Raw genomic sequence first — 22,985 nt, 5'->3', positions numbered from 1 at the left:
TTATTTGTCCTTGAGCGCATCCAGCGCCAGATTAAGATCAACCACGTTTACCACCGGCTGACCGATAAAATTCACCAGCGGCGTTGTTGTGTGTTCTGCCACCAGTTTTGTCACTTCCTGCACCGACAGATTACGCGCCTGAGCAACGCGCGGGATCTGCCAGCGTGCCGCATCCGGCGAGATTTGCCCATCCAGGCCGCTGGCTGAGGCGGTGATCAGATCCACCGGCACATGCGCATCGGCTTGTGGGTTGGCGGCGCGCAGTTGCGCGACGCGCTGGGCGACCTCTTTATCCAGCTCCGGGTTGCTGCCCGCCAGATTGCTGCCGCCGGATGCCATGGGATTATAGGGCGCGTCCGCGGTTGCGGAAGGGCGACCGTGAAAATAACCCGGCGCGCTAAAATCCTGCCCTAACAAATGCGATCCACGTATGGCGTCACCTTCGCGGATCAGCGAACCGTTCGCTTGATCGTGAAACCACCATTGCCCCAGTGCGGTGGTAACCAGCGGATACAGCCCGCCGGTAATCAGAGTAAAGAGTATCAAAAGCAGAAATGCGGGACGTAATAAAGCCATCTTTTATACCTCTTATACCAGGCCGAACAGTGTGAGGAGCAGGTCAATCGCTTTGATGCCGATAAACGGCACCACCAGACCACCCAGCCCATAAATCCACAGGTTACGGCGCAGCATGGCGGACGCGGTCAGCGGTTTGTAACTTACCCCTTTCAGCGCCAGCGGAATCAGAAACACAATCACCAGCGCGTTAAAGATCACGGCGCTTAAGATTGCCGACGCCGGGGAGTAGAGATGCATGACGTTCAGGGCATTCAGCTGCGGGTACGTTGCGGCAAACGCTGCCGGAATAATGGCGAAATATTTCGCCACATCGTTCGCGATACTGAAGGTGGTCAGTGAACCGCGCGTCATCAGCATCTGTTTACCGATATGCACCACTTCAATCAACTTGGTGGGGTTGGAATCCAGATCCACCATGTTGCCCGCTTCTTTCGCCGCCTGGGTCCCGGAGTTCATCGCAACAGCCACATCGGCCTGCGCCAGCGCGGGCGCATCGTTGGTGCCGTCGCCGGTCATGGCCACCAGTCGACCTTCCGCCTGATACTGGCGGATGAGCGCCAGTTTGGCTTCCGGCGTGGCTTCGGCAAGAAAGTCGTCGACTCCCGCTTCCGCGGCAATCGCTGCCGCAGTTAAGCGATTATCGCCGGTGATCATCACCGTTTTAATGCCCATTTTACGCAACTGGGCAAAACGCTCCTTAATCCCGCCTTTGACGATGTCTTTCAGGGCAATCACGCCAAGCACTTTTGCCCCTTCGGCCACCACCAGCGGGGTCGCGCCCTGGCGAGCCACGCGTTCAACCAGTGCTTCAACATCTGCCGGGAACTGACCGCCGTTAGCGTCGATATGGCGACGAATGGCGTCTACCGAGCCTTTGCGGATCATGCGGTCCTGCACATTGATGCCGCTCATGCGGGTCTGTGCGGTAAACGGCACAAAGGTGGCCTGCAAACTTTGCACATCCCGTTCGCGTAAGTTAAAGCGCTGTTTTGCCAGAATAACGATACTGCGGCCTTCCGGCGTTTCATCGGCCAGCGATGAAAGCTGCGCGGCATCGGCGAGGGTTTTCTCATCCACACCCTGCGCAGGCAGGAAGTCTGACGCCTGGCGGTTCCCGAGCGTGATGGTGCCGGTTTTATCCAGCAGCAGGACGTCGACGTCACCCGCGGCTTCGACCGCACGACCGCTGGTGGCTATCACGTTGGCCCCCAGCATACGGCTCATCCCGGCGACACCAATCGCCGACAACAATCCGCCGATCGTGGTCGGGATCAGGCACACCAGCAAGGCCACCAGCACGGTCACGCTTACCGCCGTGCCGCCATACACCGAGAATGGCCACAGGGTGGCGGTTGCCAGCAGGAACACAATCGTCAGCGCCACCAGCAGGATAGTCAGGGCGATCTCATTGGGGGTTTTGCGACGCTGTGCACCTTCCACCATGGCGATCATCCGGTCGAGGAAGGTTTCACCCGGGTTTACGCTGCACTGAATCACCAGCCAGTCAGAAAGGATGCGTGTACCGCCAGTCACCGAGGCAAAGTCGCCGCCGGATTCGCGGATCACCGGGGCGGATTCGCCGGTAATGGCGCTTTCATCCACCGATGCGCCCCCTTCGATCACTTCGCCATCGCAGGGGATAATATCCCCGGCTTCCACCAGTACCACGTCGCCTTTGCGCAGGTCCGACGCCGGGACGTGATCGATCTGCGCATCGTGTTGCGGTGCGCGCAGTTTGCGGGCGAAAGCGGTTTTCTTCACCCCTTTGAGGCTATTGGCCTGGGCTTTGCTGCGGCCTTCCGCCAGCGCTTCGGCAAAGTTGGCGAACAGCACGGTTACCCACAGCCACAGACTGACTGCGCCGGTAAACCAGGCGCTGCCGGCAAGATGACCGGAGGCCATGGCAATCGCCAGTACGGTGGTTAACACGCTGCCGATCCAGACAATAAACATTACCGGGTTACGCCACTGTACCGTTGGGCTTAACTTGGTCACGGAATCCATGAGCGCCTGACGAACAAGATGCGGTTCGAACAGGGCCAGTTGCTTGCGACTCATATCACGCGTCTCCGCCTGTCTCAAAATAAGAGGTATTCCGCCACCGGGCCAAGCGCCAGGGCAGGAATAAAGGTCAATGCGCCAACCAGCAAGATGGTGCCAATCAGCAGGCCGATAAACAGCGCGCCGTACGTTGGCAGCGTCCCGGTGCTGGCAGGCTGAATTTTCTTCGCCACCAGCGACCCGGCAATGGCCATCACCGGTACGATCACGCCAAAGCGGCCAAAGAACATGCAGAACGCCAGCAGGCAGTTCCAGAACGGGGTGTTAGCACTCAAGCCGGCAAAGGCGCTACCGTTGTTGTTGGCGGCGGAGGAGACGGCGTACAGCACTTCGCTGAAACCGTGGATCCCCGGGTTGAACATGCCGCTGCGCCCGGCATCGGTCATCATTGCCAGCGCCGTGCCGATCAGCACCAGAGCCGGGGTGACAAGGATGGCCAGCGCGGTCATTTTCATTTCCCGCACGTCGATTTTTTTACCGAGATATTCCGGCGTGCGGCCAATCATCAGCCCGGCGATAAATACCGCCAGCAGCACAAACAGCAGCATGCCGTATAACCCGGCGCCCACGCCGCCAAACACCACTTCGCCAATCTGCATTAACCACATCGGGATCATGCCGCCCAGCGCGGTAAAGGAGTCATGCATAGCATTGACCGCACCGCAGGACGCTGCCGTGGTGATGACCGCATAGAGGCTGCTGACCAGAATGCCGAAGCGGCTCTCTTTGCCTTCCATATTGATGGCGCTGTCGCCGCCAAGCGTCAGGAAGTGCGGGTTACCTTGCAGTTCTGCCCACATTACGAGTGCGGCGCACACCACGAAGATCAGCGACATCGCCCACAGCAGGGCATGGCCCTGGCGACGATCGCCGACCGCATCGCCAAACGCGAAGCACAGCGCCGCCGGGATCAGGAAGATCGCCAGCATCTGTACGACGTTGGTCAGGGCGGTCGGGTTCTCAAACGGATGAGCGGAGTTGGCATTGAAGAAGCCGCCGCCGTTAGTGCCGAGCATTTTGATCGCTTCTTGCGAGGCGACCGGACCCATCGGCAACAGATGCTGCACACCTTCCAGCGAGGTGTAGGGCTGGTAGGCCAAAACGTTTTGCAGTGTGCCTTGTTGAATGAAAAACAGCGCGATGATCAACGACAGCGGCAACAGCACCCACAACGTAATGCGCGTGATATCCACCCAGGAGTTGCCCAGCGTTTCCATGCTGCGCCGTGAAAAGGCGCGGATCAGCGCGAACGCAACGGCAATACCGGTTGCGGCGGAGAGGAAGTTTTGCACCGTCAACCCGACCATCTGGCTGAAATAGCTCAGGGTGCTTTCACCGGCATAGGATTGCCAGTTAGTGTTAGAGACAAAACTGACCGCAGTATTGAGCGCCAGATGCCAGGAGAGTCCCGGCAGGTTTTGCGGGTTCAACGGCAGGATGCCTTGCAGCATCAGCAGCAGAAACAGCAATATCAGCCCAAAGACGTTCAGCAGCAATATGGCGAGCAAATAACGCCGCCAGCTCATTTCCCGGGTATCTATCCCGAGCCCACGCCAGAGGATATTTTCCACCGCCGCAACGCCGGGTAACGACTGACCGGCGATCATTTTCGCCAGCAGCGATCCCAGCGGGCGCGCGAGAAGAAACAGCACCAGCAAAAAGCTGGCGATCAGAAGAAACGCCTGGCCTGCCATCAGAAAGCCTCCGCGTTAATCAGGGCGTAAACCAGATAGCCCAATAACAGGAAAACCAGCACGATGCCGATTACCACGCCTGCACTCACAATTCACCTCCGGGGTGATTTAAGGATGTGCAGAAAAAGTAGGATTTTTGGCGCAAAGATTTCGCAAAAATCGGCGGGAGGGGTGTAAAAAAAATATAAAGATCCGTTAAGCCACAATTTAACTAATGGTTAGTATTAATTTAACTGTTTTGTAACTTAGTTACCGGCTGAATGTAAATAAAGCGATTATTGACAAAAAAAAGTGGTCGGATGAGTAGTAAAATTACCAACAAAACGGTACTATTTTAACCAGATTCCAGCGCAGCCCTGATTTTTCGTAGTTGGCTTTCAGCGGCGGTGAATATTTTTCCGGTGAGTGTTACCGGCCTGACAAAGGGGAGAGATTATGAACACATACAAAGAGTTTCCGGCACATATTGTGTTAATGCGTCGCGCTTTCGCCATTGTGGTCGGCGTACTGGCATTACCGGTGATGATGTTCTGGAAAGATCGCGCACGTTTTTACAGCTATCTGCACCGCGTTTGGGCAAAAACCAGCGACAAACCGGTATGGATGGCGCAGGCCGAAAAAGCGACCTGTGACTTCTACTGATCGGCAATACACAGCAAATAGATAATCGACTACACACAGCAAACCGATCGCGCCACCGCCACTGCGGTGGTTTTTTTTATCCCTCTTTTGGCGATGTAACCGCGGCTTGCGCCGGTGACATTCCTCCAACACAATAGAACGACATTTCCCGACGCGTATCTGGCCGGGCAACGCTATTTTGACCCCAGGCCAGAGGCGCTGCGCTTACATTACGGACACCTGGAGCATTATGGCCACCCATCTGGTCTGGTTTCGCGCGGATTTGCGCGTGCATGATAACCTTGCGCTGGCGGCCGCCTGCCGCAGCCCTCAAGCCGCTGTTAAAGCCCTCTTTATTGCCACCCCCGGACAGTGGCGGAAACATCATATGGCGCCGCGCCAGGCGGCATACCTCAATGCACATCTGAACGCGCTTCGTCAGGCGCTGGCGGACAAGGGCATTGAACTGATTTATCGCGAAGTGGATGATTTTGCCGCCAGCGTGCAGGAAATTGTTGCAGTTTGCGCTAGCGAAAATGTCACGCATCTGTTTTACAACTACCAGTATGAACTTAATGAACGCCAGCGGGATGCGGCAGTCGAAAAGGCGCTGCCAGACGTTGCCTGCCAGGGCTTTGATGACAGCGTCATGCTGGCGCCAGGAAGCGTGGTGACCGGTAATCACGACATGTACAAGGTGTTTACGCCGTTTAAAAATGCCTTTCTGCGCCGACTGAAAGAGGATTTACCTGTCTGCGTCGCCGCGCCATCGGTGCGGCAAAGCGGATCGATCAGCGCGGAACCGATCGTCCTGAACTACCCGCAACAGGATTTTGACAACACGCTGTTCCCGGCGGATGAGAAGAGCGCAATAGCCCGGCTGCGCCATTTTTGCCAGCAACTGGCGGGGGAGTATGAGCAGCAGCGCGACTTTCCCGCGATTGAAGGTACCAGCCGGTTGTCCGCCAGCCTTGCGATTGGCGCGTTGTCGCCGCGCCAGTGTTTGCACCGTTTGCTGGCGGAACAACCGCAGGCGCTGGAGGGCGGCAAGGGCGCCGTCTGGCTGAACGAATTGATCTGGCGCGAGTTCTATCGCCACCTGATCACTTTCCACCCGTCGCTCTGCCAGTATCGTCCCTTTATTCGCTGGACTGACAACGTGCAGTGGCAGGATAACCCGCAGCACCTGCAAGCCTGGCAGGAGGGGAGAACCGGTTATCCGATTGTTGATGCAGCAATGCGCCAGTTGAACACCACGGGTTGGATGCATAATCGCTTGCGGATGATCGTCGCCAGTTTCCTCGTCAAGGACTTGCTTATCGACTGGCGTTGCGGAGAGCGTTATTTTATTTCACAGTTGATTGATGGCGATCTGGCGGCGAACAACGGCGGCTGGCAATGGGCGGCCTCAACGGGTACGGATGCGGCGCCCTATTTTCGTATTTTTAACCCGACCACCCAGGGCGAGCGCTTTGACGCCGCCGGGGCGTTTATTCGCCAGTGGCTACCGGAGCTGAACGCGGTGCCGGATAGCGCCCTGCATCAACCCTGGGCGTGGGCGGATAAACAGGGCCGCCGCCTTGATTACCCCCGTCCGATTGTTGACCATAAACAGGCGCGTACAGTGACCCTGGCGGCCTATGAAGCCGCGCGGAAAGCGTAAAGGAGCTTTGATGCAAAATACCGAACTGGAAAAACTGATTAACGAGAAGCTTAACAGTGCGGCTTTCAGCGACTACGGCCCGAACGGGCTACAGGTCGAAGGACGGGAAACCGTACAGAAAATTATTACCGGCGTGACCGCCAGCCAGGCATTACTGGATGAAGCCGTTCGCCAGGAAGCGGATGCCGTGATCGTCCACCACGGTTACTTCTGGAAAAATGAAACCCCGATCATTCGCGGCATGAAGCGCCAGCGCCTGAAAACCCTGTTGGCCAATGACATCAACCTGTATGGCTGGCACTTGCCGCTCGATGCGCATCCGGAACTGGGTAATAACGTGCAACTGGCGGAACTGCTCGGGATCACGGTGATGGGGGAGATCGAACCATTAGTGCCGTGGGGCGAGCTGACGATGCCGGTGCCGGGGCTTGAACTGGCGTCGTGGATCGAAGCGCGCCTCGGGCGTAAACCGTTGTGGTGTGGCGACACCGGGCCGGAGAAAATCACCCGCGTTGCCTGGTGTACCGGCGGCGGGCAGGGCTTTATTGATAAAGCCGCCAGTTTTGGCGTGGATGCCTTTATTACCGGTGAAGTGTCTGAGCAAACCATTCACTCCGCGCGCGAGCAGGGGCTGCATTTCTATGCGGCAGGCCACCACGCAACCGAGCGCGGCGGTATTCGCGCACTGAGCAACTGGTTGACGGAAAATACCGCTCTCGATGTGACGTTTATTGATATTCCTAACCCGGCGTAAGGAGAGGGCAGGTGCAGCGAGCACGTTGTTATTTGTTAGGCGAAACCGCGGTGGTGCTGGAACTGGAACCGCCGGTTACGCTGGCCACGCAAAAGCGGATTTGGCGGCTGACGCAGCGTCTGGCGGACGTGCCTGACGTGGTGGAAGCCATTCCGGGAATGAATAACATTACGGTGGTATTGCGCGATCCCGACGTGCTGGCGCTGGATGCCCTCGACCGTTTACAGCGCTGGTGGGAAGAGAGTGACGCGCTGGAGCCTGCGTCCCGCGCGATTGAGATCCCGGTATTGTACGGCGGTGAGGCCGGGCCGGATCTCGACGCGGTAGCGCGACACTGTGCGATGACGCCAAAACAGGTGGTCGAACTGCATGCCTCCATTGAGTATGTGGTGTGGTTTTTAGGCTTTCAGCCCGGATTCCCGTACCTTGGCGGCATGCCGGAAGCGCTGGCGACGCCGCGTCGCGCCGATCCGCGCGTGCGGGTGCCCGCCGGTTCCGTGGGGATTGGCGGTGCGCAAACCGGCATTTACCCGCTGGAAACCCCCGGTGGCTGGAACCTGATTGGGCGCACTGAACTGGCGCTCTTCAACCCGCAATTACCGGAGCCGACACTGTTACGTCCTGGCGATCGGCTGCGCTTTATTCCCCGCAAGGACGGTATATGTTGAAAGTGATTCGTTCCGGGATTTACACCACGTTGCAGGGCGGCAAACGCACCGGGTTCCGCCAGGCGGGTATCAGCTATTGCGGGGCACTGGATGAACCGGCGTTGCAGATAGCCAATGCGCTGGTGGGGAATTCGCCGGATGACGCCGCGCTGGAAATCACCCTCGGGCAGTGTGAAGTCGAATTCCGGCGCGATGGCTGGTTCGCGCTGACCGGTGCAGGCTGCGAGGCGAAGTTAGACGGTAAGGCGGTGTGGACCGGTTGGCGCTATGCCGTGAAGCGCGGACAGCGTCTGGTGCTGAAAAGACCGCTACACGGCGTGCGCAGTTATCTGGCGGTGGCAGGCGGGTTTGCCGTTCCTGACGTTATGGGCTCGCGCAGCACCGATCTGAAAACCGCTATCGGCGGGCTGGAAGGGCGGTTATTGCGTGATGGCGATACGTTGCCGATCGGCGAAGCCACCCGGCATTTTGCGGGCTCGCGTGGCGTAAAACAGCTTTTGTGGCACAACCGCATCCGTGCACTGCCAGGGCCGGAGTATCAGGAGTTTGATAAGGCCTCGCAAGAGGCGTTCTGGCGTTTGCCGTGGCAACTGAGCCCACAGAGTAACCGCATGGGATACCGTTTGCAGGGACAACCGCTGGTGCGCACCACCGAACGTGACCTGTTGTCGCACGGTTTGCTGCCCGGCGTGGTGCAGGTGCCGGCCAATGGTCAGCCGATCGTGTTGATGAATGATGCGCAGACCACCGGCGGCTACCCGCGCATTGCCTGCATTATCGACGCAGATATGTACCATCTGGCGCAAATCCCCCTTGGGCAGCCGGTACATTTCGTTCAGTGTTCGCTGGATGAGGCGCTGGCTGCACGTCGTGAGCAACACCGTTATCTTGAGCAACTGGCATGGCGGCTGAATCATGAAGATTGATCTCAATGCCGACCTCGGGGAAGGCTGTGCGAATGATGCTGCGCTGTTACAACTGGTCTCTTCTGCCAACATTGCCTGCGGTTTCCACGCCGGGGATGCGCAGACGATGCTGACCTGCGTGCGTGAAGCAGTGCGTAACGGTATCGCCGTGGGCGCTCACCCCTCGTTCCCGGATCGGGCGAACTTCGGTCGTACGGCGATGCAGCTACCGCCGGATGTGGTTTATGGGCAGATCCTTTACCAGACGGGGGCGCTGGCGGCGATGGTGCGCGCCTGCGGCGCACAGCTTCAACATGTTAAACCCCACGGTATGCTGTATAACCAGGCGGCGGACGATGCCGTACTGGCGGATGCCATTGCCCGTGCGGTGCATGATGTTGACCCGGCGCTGGTGCTGGTTGGGCTGGCGGGAAGCGAGCTGATCCGCGCCGGGGAGCGCTACCACCTTGCCACGCGTCAGGAAGTGTTTGCCGATCGGGGTTATCGCCGCGATGGGCGTTTGGTGCCGCGCGGTGAGCCGGGTGCATTGATTGATGACGACGACCAGGCGCTGGCGCAAACGCTGGACATGGTGCTGGACGGTCGGGTGAAAAGCGTCAGCGGCGAGTATGCCAGCGTGCAGGCGCAAACCGTCTGTCTGCATGGCGATGGCGAACACGCATTGCAGTTTGCCCGCCGTTTACAGGCTGAATTCGCGCGGCGTGGCGTCGCCATTTCCGCCCGTTAACAGAAGGAGTTTTTATGCCAGAAGGACCGGAGATCCGCCGGGCGGCAGACACGCTTGAAGCCGCTATCCAGGGCAAACCGTTAACCCATGCGTGGTTTGCGCTCCCTGCGTTGCAAACCCACGCCGCCGGGCTGGTGGGGCAGCGTATTGCGCGGATCGAAACGCGTGGCAAAGCGTTGTTAACGCACTTTTCCGGCGGACTGACGCTGTACAGCCATAATCAGCTTTATGGTGTCTGGCGCGTGGCGGCGGCGGGAGAAACACCGCAAACGAATCGCGTGCTGCGTGTCCGGTTAGAAACGGCGGATCGCGCCATTCTGCTGTACAGCGCATCGGATATCGCCCTGCTGACGCCGGAGCAACTGGCGCAACACCCGTTTTTACTGCGTGTCGGTCCGGATGTGCTCGACATGGCGCTTACCGCAGAGCAGGTGAAAGCGCGTCTTTTGTCGGCGCGTTTTCGCCGCCGTCAGTTTTCCGGTTTGCTGCTCGATCAGGCTTTTCTGGCGGGACTGGGCAATTACCTGCGGGTGGAGATCCTCTGGCAGTGTGGGCTGGCACCGCAGCATAACGCTGCGCAACTGACCGATGAACAGTTGGATCTCCTGGCGCATACACTGCTGGATATTCCGCGCCTGTCATACCAGACGCGCGGCGTGGTGGATGAACATCGTCATCACGGCGCGTTGTTCAGCTTTAAGGTGTTTCACCGGGCGGGCGAGCCGTGCGAGCGCTGTGGTGGAATCATTGAAAAAAACACCTTGTCGTCACGGCCTTTTTACGGGTGTCCGGGATGCCAGCGTTAGTGGCAATAAAAAACGCGCCAGTCGGCGCGTTTTTTTATGCGGGCTTGCTATCAACCTTTTTTCAGGTCTGATGTGAACTCGCGTTTTTCGTAACCGGTGTAGAGCTGACGCGGACGGGCAATTTTGATGCCGTCGTCGTGCATTTCATTCCAGTGGGCAATCCAGCCGACGGTACGCGCCATGGCAAAGATCACGGTAAACATCGACGCCGGGATGCCCATCGCTTTCAGGATGATGCCGGAGTAGAAGTCAACGTTCGGATAGAGTTTGCGTTCGATAAAGTACGGATCGTTGAGCGCAATATGCTCAAGCTCCATCGCCACTTCCAGCAGATCGTCCTTCGAACCCAACTCACGCAACACTTCATGGCAGGTTTCACGCATTACGGTAGCGCGCGGGTCATAGTTTTTATACACGCGATGACCGAAGCCCATCAGACGGAACGAGTCGTTCTTGTCTTTGGCGCGACGCAGGAATTCCGGAATGTGTTTCACGGAGCTGATCTCTTCCAGCATCCGCAGCGCGGCTTCGTTGGCGCCGCCGTGCGCAGGCCCCCACAGAGAGGCAATGCCCGCAGCGATACAGGCGAACGGGTTAGCGCCGGAAGAACCCGCCGTACGGACGGTGGAGGTCGACGCATTTTGTTCGTGATCCGCATGCAGGATCAGGATACGGTCCATCGCGCGCTCAAGCACCGGGTTCACTTCATAAGGTTCGCACGGTGTGGCGAACATCATGTGCAGGAAGTTACCGGCGTAGGAGAGGTCATTGCGCGGATAGATAAACGGCTGGCCGATGGAATATTTGTAACACATCGCCGCCACGGTAGGCATTTTGGACAGCAGGCGGAACGCCGCGATTTCACGGTGACGCGGATTGTTCACATCCAGCGAGTCATGATAGAACGCCGCCAGCGCGCCGGTTACACCACACAGTACCGCCATCGGATGGGAGTCGCGACGGAAGCCGTGGAACAGACGGGTAATCTGCTCATGAATCATGGTGTGGCGGGTAACGGTCAGTTTAAATTCGTCGAACTGCGATTGCGTCGGTTTTTCACCGTACAACAGGATGTAGCTAACTTCGAGATAGTTAGATTCGGTAGCCAGTTGATCAATCGGGAAACCACGGTGCAGCAGGATGCCTTCATCACCGTCGATAAAGGTGATTTTCGATTCGCATGATGCGGTAGAGGTAAAACCAGGGTCAAAAGTGAACACACCTTTTGAACCAAGACTACGGATATCAATAACATCCTGACCGAGCGTGCCTTTTAGCACATCCAGTTCAATAGCAGCGTCACCATTGTAGGTGATGTTTGCTTTTTTATCAGCCATTTACGGTCTCCTTAGCGCCTTATTGCTTAAGACTACTTCGTCACCGGATCTGCATTCATCTGCGCGTCAACGTTACCCGTTTGTTATTTAGCTCGCTGCTCTGTTGAAGAGGAGATACCAGGGTACAGAGCGATGGGCGCGTGCAAGTACACATTGAAAATACAGCGAAACAACAGCAAATCAGTGTCTTAGCAATCCGAATTTATCAAACCTGTATACCACTAATAACTGTCCTGATTACATCGGTCAATACCGTCACACTGTTACATAACTAAATCTCAGGTGAAAGGTAGACCCCATAACTTTTACGAATTATAAGCCCTTTATGGCGTAGTTTGTAACAAGAGTGTTTAACTTTTGTCAAATCAGATGATTAAAATTTAAAAAAATGTTGTTATCGTGATGGGCGTCACTGTTCTGCATAAAACCCGACAAACTATATGTAGGTTAATTGTAATGATTTTGTGAACGACCTATACTGCCGCCAGGTCTCCGGAATACCCTGCAATCCCGAGCCACCCAGCGTTGTAACCTGTCGTTTAGCATCTGGAAGCTAATTTTTTGCATGACGAGCAGTTATAGAAAAGGACGCTGTCTGACCCGCACGCAGACCGGAGGAAGGAAACTATAAGAATAGCATGTGGGCGTTATTCATGATAAAAAATGTGAAAAAACAAAGACCTGTCAATCTGGATCTGACAACAATTCGGTTTCCTGTTACGGCTATAGCTTCCATTCTCCACCGCGTTTCTGGCGTCATTACCTTTGTGGCGGTCGGTATTCTGCTGTGGTTGCTGGGGTTGTCGCTCTCATCTCAAGAAGGCTTTCTGACCGCCTCTGCCATCATGGGCAGCTTCTTTGCGAAATTCATTATCTGGGGCATCCTGACCGCGCTGGCTTATCACGCCGTCGGTGGTATTCGTCACATGTTAATGGACTTTGGCTGGCTGGAAGAAACCTTTGAAGCAGGAAAACGTTCCGCTAACCTTTCTTTTGTGATCACTGTCGTGCTTTCAATTCTCGCAGGAGTCCTCGTATGGTAAGCAACGCCTCCGCATTAGGACGCAACGGCGTACATGATTATATTCTTGTCCGTGCTACCGCCATCGTCCTGACGTTATACATCATCTACATGGTCGGCTTTTTTGCCGTTACCGGCGATCTGACATGGGAAGTCTGGACCGGGTTTTTCTCCTCCGCCTTCACCAAAGTTTTCACCCTGCTGGCACTGTTCTCGATTTTGATCCATGCCTGGATTGGCATGTGGCAGGTGTTGACCGACTACGTTAAACCGCTGGCTATTCGCCTGGTGCTGCAACTGGTGATTGTCGTTGTGCTTGCGGCTTACGTGATTTATGGATTCGTTGTGGTGTGGGGTGTGTAATGAAACTGCCAGTCAGAGAATTTGATGCTGTTGTTATTGGCGCAGGCGGCGCAGGTATGCGCGCTGCGCTGCAAATTTCCCAGAGCGGGCAAACCTGTGCACTGCTCTCTAAAGTCTTTCCAACCCGTTCCCACACCGTCTCCGCGCAGGGCGGTATTACCGTTGCGCTGGGCAATACCCATGAAGATAACTGGGAATGGCACATGTATGACACGGTAAAAGGTTCCGACTATATCGGTGACCAGGACGCCATTGAATATATGTGTAAAACCGGCCCGGAAGCGATTCTTGAGCTGGAACATATGGGGTTGCCGTTCTCCCGTCTTGATGATGGCCGTATTTATCAGCGCCCGTTTGGTGGCCAGTCGAAGAACTTCGGTGGCGAACAAGCGGCGCGTACCGCAGCCGCAGCGGACCGTACCGGGCACGCGCTGCTGCATACCCTTTATCAGCAAAACCTCAAAAACCACACGACGATTTTTTCCGAGTGGTATGCGCTGGATCTGGTGAAAAACCAGGATGGCGCGGTAGTCGGCTGTACTGCGCTGTGTATCGAAACCGGTGAAGTGGTTTACTTCAAAGCCCGCGCAACGGTGCTGGCGACCGGTGGCGCAGGCCGTATTTACCAGTCCACCACCAACGCGCATATCAACACCGGTGACGGCGTGGGTATGGCGCTGCGCGCAGGCGTACCGGTGCAGGACATGGAAATGTGGCAGTTCCACCCGACCGGTATTGCGGGCGCAGGTGTGCTGGTGACAGAAGGGTGCCGTGGTGAAGGCGGCTACCTGCTGAATAAACATGGCGAGCGTTTTATGGAACGCTATGCGCCGAACGCGAAAGACCTTGCTGGTCGTGATGTGGTCGCACGTTCGATCATGATCGAAATCCGCGAAGGCCGTGGTTGTGATGGCCCGTGGGGACCGCACGCCAAGCTGAAACTCGATCACCTGGGTAAAGAGGTGCTGGAATCACGCCTGCCGGGGATCCTGGAGCTGTCGCGTACGTTCGCCCATGTGGATCCGGTGAAAGAGCCGATCCCGGTGATCCCGACCTGCCACTATATGATGGGCGGTATTCCGACCAAAGTGACCGGCCAGGCGCTGACGGTGAACGAAAAAGGCGAAGACGTGGTGATCCCGGGGCTGTTCGCGGTGGGTGAGATCGCCTGCGTATCGGTACACGGCGCTAACCGTCTGGGCGGTAACTCACTGCTTGACCTGGTGGTATTTGGCCGTGCGGCGGGTCTGCACTTACAAGAATCCATCGCCGAGCAGGGCACACTGCGTGATGCGGGCGAATCTGACGTTGAGGCTTCTCTGGACCGCCTTAACCGCTGGAACAACAACCGTGATGGCGAAGATCCGGTTACGATTCGCAAAGCGTTGCAGGAGTGCATGCAGCACAACTTCTCGGTATTCCGTGAAGGCGATGCGATGGCGAAGGGTCTGGAGCAGTTGAAAGTGATCCGCGAGCGTTTGAAAAATGCCCGTCTGGACGATACCTCCACCGAGTTTAATACCCAGCGCGTTGAGTGCCTGGAGCTGGATAACCTGATGGAAACCGCGTATGCAACGGCGGTCTCTGCAAACTTCCGTACTGAGAGCCGTGGCGCGCATAGCCGCTTCGACTATCCGGATCGTGACGATGAAAACTGGCTGTGCCATTCCCTGTATCTGCCAGAAACGGAGTCTATGACGCGTCGTAGCGTCAATATGGAACCGAAACTGCGTCCGGCGTTCCCGCCGAAGATTCGTACTTATTAATGCGGAGACAGGATAATGAAACTTGAATTTTCAATTTATCGTTATAACCCGGACGTTGATGATGCTCCGCGCATGCAGGATTACACGCTGGAAGGGGAAGAAGGGCGTGACATGATGCTGCTGGATGCATTAATGCAGCTGAAAGAAAAGGATCCTACACTGTCGTTCCGCCGCTCCTGCCGCGAAGGGGTATGCGGTTCTGATGGTCTGAACATGAACGGTAAAAATGGCCTGGCATGCATCACACCCATTTCCGCGCTGGGTAACGGCAAGCAGAAGATCGTTATTCGCCCGCTGCCGGGGCTGCCGGTGATCCGTGATTTGGTGGTGGACATGGGGCAATTCTATGCCCAATATGAGAAGATTAAGCCTTACTTATTGAATAATGGGCAAAATCCTCCGGCGAGGGAACATCTGCAGGCGCCGGAGCAGCGTGAAAAACTCGATGGTTTGTATGAGTGTATCCTGTGTGCATGCTGTTCTACGTCCTGTCCGTCGTTCTGGTGGAACCCTGATAAGTTTATCGGCCCGGCAGGCTTGCTGGCTGCCTATCGTTTCCTTATCGACAGTCGCGATACCGAAACCGATAGCCGTCTGGAAGGGTTGAGCGATGCTTTCAGCGTATTCCGCTGCCACAGCATCATGAACTGCGTCAGTGTATGCCCTAAAGGGCTGAACCCGACGCGCGCCATCGGCCATATTAAGTCGATGTTGTTGCAACGCAGTGCATAAGTGAACGGTGCCGGATGGCGTTTACGCTTATCCGGCCTACGCTATTTGTAGGCCCGGTAAGCGCAGCGCCATCTGGCGACAGAGTAAGAAGCAGGAAATCTTTAAAAACTGTTGTCTTATTAAGAATAATCAAGACGTTCAGAGCGAGACAAGGCGCGGCTGAGCGAATCTCCGGGAGCATAGTGAACTATGTGACCGGAGTGAGTGAGGCTGCAACGCCGTCGCAGCCTGAACGAAGCAGATTATTCAACGGTTTTTAAAGGTTCCTTCGCGGGCCGCCAAGAGCCCGCAGTGAACCCTGGGACGTGCGCTAAGAAGTGTACGTCGTAGTTATCCACGGCGAAGTAAGCATACAATGCTTAAGGGATCACGATGCAGAACGGCGCAATGAAAGCCTGGCTGGACTCTTCTTACCTCTCTGGGTCTAACCAGAGCTGGATAGAACAGCTCTATGAAGACTTCTTAACCGACCCTGACTCGGTAGATGCTAACTGGCGTTCCATGTTCCAGCAATTACCAGGCACCGGAGTCAAACCGGATCAATTCCATTCCAAAACACGTGATTATTTCCGGCAACTGGCGAAAGATGCCTCACGTTACTCTTCCTCTATTTCCGACCCTGACACCAATGCTAAGCAGGTCAAAGTCCTGCAACTGATCAACGCATACCGCTTCCGTGGTCACCAGCACGCTAATCTGGATCCGCTGGGATTGTGGCAGCAAGAGCGCGTTGCCGATCTCGACCCGGCGTATCACGATCTGACCGAAGCCGATTTCCAAAACACCTTTAATGTCGGTTCGTTTGCTATCGGCAAAGACACGCTGCCGCTGGGCGAGCTGATCCAGGCGCTGAAAGAGACCTATTGTGGTTCTATCGGCGCGGAATATATGCACATCACCAGCACGGAAGAGAAACGCTGGATCCAGCAGCGAATTGAGTCTGCTGCCGGTAAATCCAGCTTCAGTGCGGAAGAGAAAAAACGTTTCTTAAGCGAGCTGACCGCAGCGGAAGGGCTGGAACGCTACCTGGGCGCGAAATTCCCGGGGGCGAAGCGTTTCTCGCTGGAAGGCGGCGATGCGCTGGTGCCGATGCTGAAAGAGATGATCCGCCATGCGGGTAATAGCGGCACGCGCGAAGTGGTGCTGGGTATGGCGCACCGCGGTCGTCTGAACGTGCTGATCAACGTACTGGGTAAACAGCCGCAGGATCTGTTCGACGAATTTGCCGGTAAACATAAAGAGCACCTCGGTACGGGTGACGTGAAATACCATATGGGCTTCTCGTCCGACGTGGAAACGGAAGGCGGCCTGGTTCACCTGGCGCTGGCGTTTAACCCGTCGCATCTGGAGATTGTTAGCCCGGTGGTTATTGGCTCCGTACGCGCACGCCTCGACCGCCTTGATGAACCGAGCAGCAACAAAGTACTGCCGATCACCATCCACGGTGATGCCGCCGTTGCCGGGCAGGGCGTGGTGCAGGAAACCCTGAACATGTCGAAAGCGCGTGGCTACGAAGTGGGTGGCACCGTGCGTATCGTGATCAACAACCAGGTGGGCTTCACCACCTCTAACCCGCTGGATGCGCGCTCTACGCCGTACTGTACGGATATCGGTAAAATGGTACAGGCGCCGATCTTCCACGTTAACGCGGACGATCCGGAAGCCGTTGCGTTCGTCACCCGCGTGGCGCTCGACTTCCGTAATACCTTCAAGCGCGATGTGTTTATCGATCTGGTGTGCTACCGCCGTCATGGCCATAACGAAGCCGATGAGCCGAGCGCAACGCAGCCGTTGATGTACCAGAAAATCAAAAAACACCCGACGCCGCGCAAGATCTACGCAGACCGTCTGGAGCAGGACAAAACCATCACCCTGGAAGATGCGACCGAGCTGGTTAACCTCTATCGCGACAAGCTGGATGCCGGTGAGTGCGTTGTGGACGAGTGGCGTCCGATGAATATGCACTCCTTTACCTGGTCGCCGTACCTCAACCACGAGTGGGATGAGAGCTACCCGAACAAGGTCGAAATGAAGCGTTTGCAAGAACTGGCAAAACGCATCAGCACGGTACCGGACGCGATCGAAATGCAGCCGCGCGTGGCGAAAATCTACGGCGATCGCCAGTTAATGGCGAGCGGTGAAAAACTGTTCGACTGGGGCGGCGCGGAAACGCTGGCTTACGCCACGCTGGTGGATGAAGGCATTCCTATCCGTATTTCGGGTGAAGACTCCGGTCGCGGCACCTTCTTCCACCGCCATGCGGTCGTGCATAACCAGGCTAACGGCTCAACCTATACGCCGCTGTGCCACGTGCATAATGGACAAGGCCAGTTCCGTGTTTGGGACTCCGTGCTGTCTGAAGAAGCCGTACTGGCATTTGAATACGGCTACGCCACCGCAGAACCGCGTACCCTGACCATCTGGGAAGCGCAGTTTGGCGACTTCGCTAACGGTGCGCAGGTGGTGATTGACCAGTTCATCAGCTCCGGCGAACAGAAATGGGGCCGTATGTGTGGTCTGGTGATGTTGCTGCCGCATGGTTACGAAGGGCAGGGGCCGGAGCACTCCTCCGCACGTCTGGAGCGTTATTTGCAGCTTTGCGCTGAGCAGAACATGCAGGTGTGCGTACCGTCAACGCCAGCGCAGGTCTACCATATGCTGCGCCGTCAGGCACTGCGCGGTATGCGCCGTCCGCTGGTGGTGATGTCACCAAAATCGCTGCTGCGTCATCCGCAAGCCGTGTCTACGCTTGATGAACTGGCGAATGGCACCTTTATGCCGGCGATTGGCGAAGTTGACGATCTTGATCCGCAGGGCGTGAAGCGCGTTATCCTTTGTTCTGGTAAGGTTTATTATGATCTGCTGGAACAGCGTCGTAAAAACGATCAGAAGGATGTCGCGATTGTCCGCATCGAACAGCTTTACCCGTTCCCGCACCAGTCGGTGCAGGAAGCGCTGAAACCTTATGCTCACGTTCATGATTTTGTCTGGTGCCAGGAGGAGCCGCTCAACCAGGGCGCATGGTATTGCAGCCAGCATCATTTCCGTGAAGTGATTCCGTTTGGGGCGGCTCTGCGTTACGCAGGACGCCCGGCCTCCGCCTCTCCGGCGGTGGGATATCTGTCCGTTCACCAGAAACAGCAACAAGCTCTGGTAAATGACGCGCTGAACGTCGATTAAATAAAGGATAAATAATGAGTAGCGTAGATATTCTTGTTCCCGACCTGCCTGAGTCCGTTGCTGATGCGACTGTTGCAACCTGGCACAAAAAACCGGGCGATAGCGTCCAACGCGATGAAGTACTGGTAGAAATCGAGACTGACAAAGTGGTACTGGAAGTACCGGCGTCGGCGGACGGCATCCTGGATGCCGTACTGGAAGATGAGGGGACAACGGTCACCTCGCGTCAGATCCTGGGTCGCCTGCGTGAAGGCAACAGCTCAGGCAAAGAGAGCAGCGCCAAATCGGAAGCCAAAGAGTCTACCCCTGCGCAGCGTCAGCAGGCATCGCTGGAAGAGCAAACCAACGATGCGCTGAGCCCGGCCATCCGTCGCCTGCTGGCTGAACACAACCTCGAAGCCAGTGCAATCACCGGCTCCGGCGTGGGCGGTCGTATCACTCGCGAAGATGTGGAAAAACATCTGGCGAAAGCCCCGGCGAAGAAAGAAGAGAGCAAACCGGCCGCCGCTCCGGCAAGCGCGCCAGCACCGCAACTGGCTGGTCGTACGGAAAAACGCGTGCCGATGACGCGCCTGCGTAAACGCGTGGCCGAGCGTCTGCTGGAAGCGAAAAACTCCACCGCGATGCTGACCACCTTTAACGAAGTTAACATGAAGCCGATTATGGATCTGCGTAAGCAGTACGGTGACGCGTTCGAGAAACGTCACGGTATCCGTCTGGGCTTTATGTCGTTCTACGTGAAAGCGGTTGTTGAAGCGCTGAAACGCTATCCGGAAGTGAACGCATCCATTGATGGCGATGATGTTGTGTATCACAACTATTTCGACGTCAGTATGGCGGTCTCTACCCCGCGTGGCCTGGTAACACCGGTACTGCGTGATGTGGATACGCTGGGTATGGCGGACATCGAGAAGAAAATCAAAGAGCTGGCGGTGAAAGGGCGTGACGGCAAATTGACCGTTGATGACCTGACTGGCGGTAACTTCACGATCACCAACGGCGGTGTGTTTGGCTCCCTGATGTCTACGCCAATTATCAACCCGCCGCAGAGCGCAATCCTCGGTATGCATGCCATCAAAGATCGCCCGATGGCGGTGGATGGCAAGGTTGAGATCCTGCCAATGATGTACCTGGCGCTCTCTTACGATCACCGTCTGATTGATGGCCGCGAATCCGTTGGCTTCCTGGTGGCGATTAAAGAGTTGCTGGAAGATCCAACGCGTCTGCTGCTGGACGTGTAGTGTCCTTTGCCCGGTGACGCGTTCACCGGGTTTATAACAAACACCTGCTTTGTAAGCCGTCATCCGGCGTGACAAATTAAATGAAGGATGGATAGAACACATGAACTTACACGAGTATCAGGCGAAACAGCTTTTTGCCCGGTCAGGTTTGCCGACTCCGGTTGGTTACGCCTGCAGTACCCCGCGTGAAGCAGAAGAAGCGGCCTCCAAAATTGGCGCTGGCCCCTGGGTTGTAAAATGCCAGGTTCATGCCGGCGGCCGTGGTAAAGCGGGCGGCGTAAAAGTCGTCAACAGCAAAGAAGATATTCGCGCATTTGCGGAAAACTGGCTGGGTAAACGCCTGGTGACCTACCAAACGGACGCGAATGGCCAGCCGGTCAACCAGATTCTGGTGGAAGCGGCGACCGATATCGGCAAAGAGCTGTATCTGGGCGCGGTGGTTGACCGTAGCTCCCGCCGCGTGGTGTTCATGGCTTCAACAGAAGGTGGCGTGGAAATCGAAAAAGTGGCGGAAGAGACCCCGCACCTGATCCACAAAACTGCGATTGATCCGCTGACCGGCCCGATGCCGTATCAGGGACGCGATCTGGCGTTCAAACTGGGTCTGGAAGGCAAGCAGGTTCAGCAGTTCACCAAAATTTTCATGGGCCTGGCGACCATTTTCCTTGAGCGCGACCTGGCGCTGATTGAAATCAACCCGCTGGTTATCACCAAACAGGGCGACCTGATTTGCCTCGACGGTAAACTGGGCGCTGATGGCAACGCACTGTTCCGCCAGCCGGAACTGCGCGAAATGCGTGACCAGTCGCAGGAAGACCCGCGTGAAGCGCAGGCAGCACACTGGGAACTGAACTACGTAGCGCTGGATGGCAACATCGGCTGCATGGTTAACGGCGCGGGCCTGGCTATGGGCACCATGGACATCGTTAAACTGCACGGCGGCGAACCGGCGAACTTCCTCGACGTGGGTGGCGGTGCGACCAAAGAGCGCGTTACCGAGGCGTTTAAAATCATCCTGTCGGATGAGAACGTGAAAGCGGTGCTGGTGAATATTTTCGGCGGCATCGTGCGTTGCGACCTGATTGCTGACGGCATTATCGGTGCGGTTGAAGAGGTTGGCGTAAACGTACCGGTCGTTGTGCGTCTGGAAGGCAACAACGCTGAGCTGGGCGCAAAACGTCTGGCGGACAGCGGCCTGAATATTATCGCAGCGAAAAGTCTGACGGATGCAGCACAGCAGGTTGTTGCCGCAGTGGAGGGGAAATAATGTCTGTTTTGATTGATAAGAACACCAAAGTTATCTGCCAGGGCTTCACCGGTAGCCAGGGGACTTTCCACTCCGAGCAGGCCATTGCGTATGGTACGCAGATGGTTGGCGGTGTAACGCCGGGTAAAGGCGGCACCACGCATCTGGGTTTGCCGGTATTTAACACTGTGCGCGAAGCCGTTGAAGCCACGGGCGCAACCGCGAGCGTGATTTACGTTCCGGCGCCGTTCTGTAAAGACTCGATCCTCGAAGCTATCGATGCGGGCATCAAACTGATCATCACCATTACTGAAGGTATCCCGACGCTGGATATGCTGACGGTAAAAGTGAAACTGGATGAAGCTGGCGTACGTATGATTGGCCCGAACTGCCCGGGTGTGATCACGCCGGGCGAGTGCAAAATCGGCATTATGCCGGGCCACATTCACCAGCCAGGGAAAGTGGGCATTGTTTCCCGCTCCGGTACGCTGACCTATGAAGCGGTAAAACAGACCACAGATTATGGTTTCGGCCAGTCCACTTGTGTCGGCATCGGTGGCGACCCTATCCCGGGCTCCAACTTTATCGATATCCTGAAACTGTTCCAGAACGATCCGCAGACGGAAGCCATCGTGATGATCGGTGAAATCGGCGGCAGCGCGGAAGAAGAAGCGGCGGCGTATATCAAAGATCACGTGACCAAACCGGTTGTTGGCTACATCGCTGGCGTCACCGCGCCGAAAGGCAAACGTATGGGCCACGCAGGGGCAATTATCGCGGGTGGTAAAGGCACGGCAGATGAGAAATTTGCCGCGCTGGAAGCCGCAGGCGTGAAAACCGTTCGCAGCCTGGCTGACATCGGCGAAGCGCTGAAATCTGTTATTAAGTAAAATCTATAGCTCCCCTCAAGGAGCAGAAAATCCATTTCGACATGGTTGGCCGCTCCCGTAGCGGCCTTTTTTATTGCCGGAACGGCATGCGTGGCTCTGCAAATAATCACCTCGCGGTGTTAAGTATGTTAATTAAGTGGGTAAAATAATTGTGAAATAAGCGAGGCGGTAAATAAGATTAATTTTCGTCAGACGATGAATTAAGGCCTGAAACGTCTTCGTTCTCTTTTGCCGACCAACGTTAAATTACCTCGCCAATATTTATCTTTATTCGTCAATTTATAACTATTAATGACGCTAAAATGAACATGTCGTTAACATGGTTTTTACCGCGCAGACACGATATATACAAAATTAACAATGAAGAATAATATTGATTTAAATCAATATTTAAAAGCTTGGAAAAAGCATCAAAAATCGTTAAATTGTCGCCGATCAAATTGGCTGAAAACCGGTAAATTCGCTATAAATTGATCACTGTCGAAAAACGTAAAACAAAGGCAATAAAAACCTTTTTATTGTAAGGGTTTTGCGGAGTAATATATTCGAGAGATCAATTAGATTTTTTTCTTAACCTGGTTGTAACTTGTTTCATTCATCGTCCACGCTTTTCAGGATGGTGATTAAAAGGGTGCAACAAATTTGTATTGGGGCATGCGTGTGGACCTCACCTTTGGGGTTTACTCTCGGAGTCTTCATGCGATGAGCAA

At 55.8% G+C, this 22,985-nt stretch carries 20 protein-coding genes and 1 pseudogene; 15 read left to right on the top strand and 6 right to left on the bottom strand.

The window, feature by feature from the left end; translation table 11 throughout:
- From kdpC to kdpF, 4 genes are read right to left on the bottom strand one after another with little or no spacing between them, the layout of a single operon-like run.
- Complete coding sequence (gene kdpC / locus ACQ3G7_RS04335) at positions 1-576, bottom strand: potassium-transporting ATPase subunit KdpC (RefSeq protein WP_263097497.1); 576 nt, start codon at positions 574-576, stop codon at positions 1-3.
- A 12-nt stretch (positions 577-588) separates the two neighbouring features.
- Complete coding sequence (kdpB, locus tag ACQ3G7_RS04330; protein ID WP_430888967.1) at positions 589-2,637, bottom strand: potassium-transporting ATPase subunit KdpB; 2,049 nt, start codon at positions 2,635-2,637, stop codon at positions 589-591.
- 20 nt (positions 2,638-2,657) lie between these two features.
- Positions 2,658-4,334, bottom strand: a complete 1,677-nt coding sequence (gene kdpA / locus ACQ3G7_RS04325; RefSeq protein WP_430888966.1) for a potassium-transporting ATPase subunit KdpA — start codon at positions 4,332-4,334, stop codon at positions 2,658-2,660.
- The gene (gene kdpF / locus ACQ3G7_RS04320; protein WP_020457044.1) at positions 4,334-4,423 is read right to left on the bottom strand and encodes a K(+)-transporting ATPase subunit F; all 90 of its coding nucleotides are present in this window, start codon (positions 4,421-4,423) and stop codon (positions 4,334-4,336) included. Before kdpF ends, kdpA begins: the two co-directional genes overlap by 1 nt.
- A gap of 346 nt (positions 4,424-4,769) precedes the next feature.
- Here kdpF and ACQ3G7_RS04315 point away from each other — a divergent pair, with 346 nt between their 5' ends.
- From ACQ3G7_RS04315 to nei, 7 genes are all read left to right on the top strand, one after another.
- A complete protein-coding gene (locus tag ACQ3G7_RS04315; RefSeq protein WP_263097494.1) occupies positions 4,770-4,976 on the top strand; it encodes a YbfA family protein in 207 nt (68 codons plus the stop codon).
- A gap of 229 nt (positions 4,977-5,205) precedes the next feature.
- Positions 5,206-6,618 carry a deoxyribodipyrimidine photo-lyase gene (phrB, locus tag ACQ3G7_RS04310; protein WP_430888965.1) on the top strand — a complete coding sequence of 471 codons (1,413 nt, stop codon included), beginning with the start codon at positions 5,206-5,208 and terminating at the stop codon, positions 6,616-6,618.
- A gap of 10 nt (positions 6,619-6,628) precedes the next feature.
- A complete protein-coding gene (locus tag ACQ3G7_RS04305; protein WP_430888964.1) occupies positions 6,629-7,372 on the top strand; it encodes a type 2 GTP cyclohydrolase I in 744 nt (247 codons plus the stop codon).
- 11 nt (positions 7,373-7,383) lie between these two features.
- On the top strand, positions 7,384-8,040 hold the full coding sequence (gene pxpB, locus ACQ3G7_RS04300) for a 5-oxoprolinase subunit PxpB (RefSeq protein ID WP_430888963.1): 657 nt from the start codon (positions 7,384-7,386) through the stop codon (positions 8,038-8,040).
- The gene (pxpC, locus tag ACQ3G7_RS04295; protein WP_430888962.1) at positions 8,034-8,966 is read left to right on the top strand and encodes a 5-oxoprolinase subunit PxpC; all 933 of its coding nucleotides are present in this window, start codon (positions 8,034-8,036) and stop codon (positions 8,964-8,966) included. Before pxpB ends, pxpC begins: the two co-directional genes overlap by 7 nt.
- Entirely contained in the window at positions 8,956-9,693 is a 738-nt protein-coding gene (pxpA, locus tag ACQ3G7_RS04290) for a 5-oxoprolinase subunit PxpA (RefSeq protein ID WP_430888961.1), read from the top strand. The genes pxpC and pxpA overlap by 11 nt, the downstream gene beginning before the upstream one ends.
- 14 nt (positions 9,694-9,707) lie before the next feature.
- The gene (gene nei, locus ACQ3G7_RS04285; protein ID WP_430888960.1) at positions 9,708-10,499 is read left to right on the top strand and encodes an endonuclease VIII; all 792 of its coding nucleotides are present in this window, start codon (positions 9,708-9,710) and stop codon (positions 10,497-10,499) included.
- A gap of 50 nt (positions 10,500-10,549) precedes the next feature.
- Here nei and ACQ3G7_RS04280 read toward each other — a convergent pair whose 3' ends face one another.
- Both ACQ3G7_RS04280 and ACQ3G7_RS04275 read right to left on the bottom strand, forming a co-directional pair.
- A complete protein-coding gene (locus tag ACQ3G7_RS04280) occupies positions 10,550-11,836 on the bottom strand; it encodes a citrate synthase (RefSeq protein ID WP_263097487.1) in 1,287 nt (428 codons plus the stop codon).
- 205 nt (positions 11,837-12,041) lie between these two features.
- Positions 12,042-12,104: pseudogene (locus ACQ3G7_RS04275) on the bottom strand (hypothetical protein); the annotation flags it as partial.
- A gap of 370 nt (positions 12,105-12,474) precedes the next feature.
- Here ACQ3G7_RS04275 and sdhC point away from each other — a divergent pair.
- The 8 genes from sdhC (at position 12,475) to sucD (ending at position 22,275) form a co-directional block, all read left to right on the top strand.
- Complete coding sequence (sdhC, locus tag ACQ3G7_RS04270; protein ID WP_430888959.1) at positions 12,475-12,879, top strand: succinate dehydrogenase cytochrome b556 subunit; 405 nt, start codon at positions 12,475-12,477, stop codon at positions 12,877-12,879.
- Positions 12,873-13,220 carry a succinate dehydrogenase membrane anchor subunit gene (gene sdhD, locus ACQ3G7_RS04265; protein ID WP_430888958.1) on the top strand — a complete coding sequence of 116 codons (348 nt, stop codon included), beginning with the start codon at positions 12,873-12,875 and terminating at the stop codon, positions 13,218-13,220. Before sdhC ends, sdhD begins: the two co-directional genes overlap by 7 nt.
- Positions 13,220-14,986 (top strand): succinate dehydrogenase flavoprotein subunit, encoded by a 1,767-nt coding sequence (gene sdhA, locus ACQ3G7_RS04260; protein ID WP_263097484.1) that lies wholly within the window; start codon positions 13,220-13,222, stop codon positions 14,984-14,986. Before sdhD ends, sdhA begins: the two co-directional genes overlap by 1 nt.
- 15 nt (positions 14,987-15,001) lie before the next feature.
- Positions 15,002-15,718 carry a succinate dehydrogenase iron-sulfur subunit SdhB gene (gene sdhB / locus ACQ3G7_RS04255; RefSeq protein WP_061494491.1) on the top strand — a complete coding sequence of 239 codons (717 nt, stop codon included), beginning with the start codon at positions 15,002-15,004 and terminating at the stop codon, positions 15,716-15,718.
- A gap of 372 nt (positions 15,719-16,090) precedes the next feature.
- Entirely contained in the window at positions 16,091-18,898 is a 2,808-nt protein-coding gene (sucA, locus tag ACQ3G7_RS04250; RefSeq protein ID WP_430888957.1) for a 2-oxoglutarate dehydrogenase E1 component, read from the top strand.
- 14 nt (positions 18,899-18,912) lie between these two features.
- Positions 18,913-20,139 (top strand): 2-oxoglutarate dehydrogenase complex dihydrolipoyllysine-residue succinyltransferase, encoded by a 1,227-nt coding sequence (odhB, locus tag ACQ3G7_RS04245; RefSeq protein ID WP_263097482.1) that lies wholly within the window; start codon positions 18,913-18,915, stop codon positions 20,137-20,139.
- Positions 20,140-20,239: 100 nt separating this feature from the next.
- Positions 20,240-21,406, top strand: coding sequence for an ADP-forming succinate--CoA ligase subunit beta (gene sucC, locus ACQ3G7_RS04240; protein ID WP_263097481.1), 1,167 nt, complete (start codon positions 20,240-20,242; stop codon positions 21,404-21,406).
- Positions 21,406-22,275: a succinate--CoA ligase subunit alpha gene (gene sucD, locus ACQ3G7_RS04235; protein ID WP_430888956.1), complete on the top strand. Its 870-nt coding sequence runs from the start codon at positions 21,406-21,408 to the stop codon at positions 22,273-22,275. The genes sucC and sucD overlap by 1 nt, the downstream gene beginning before the upstream one ends.
- Positions 22,276-22,985 lie beyond the last annotated feature (710 nt).

The organism is Kosakonia sp. N21, from assembly GCF_050587465.1.
In the GTDB taxonomy this organism is placed as follows: domain Bacteria; phylum Pseudomonadota; class Gammaproteobacteria; order Enterobacterales; family Enterobacteriaceae.
The sequence above is the reverse complement of the archived record's forward strand: the minus strand, read 5'-3'. Positions and strand labels throughout refer to the sequence as shown.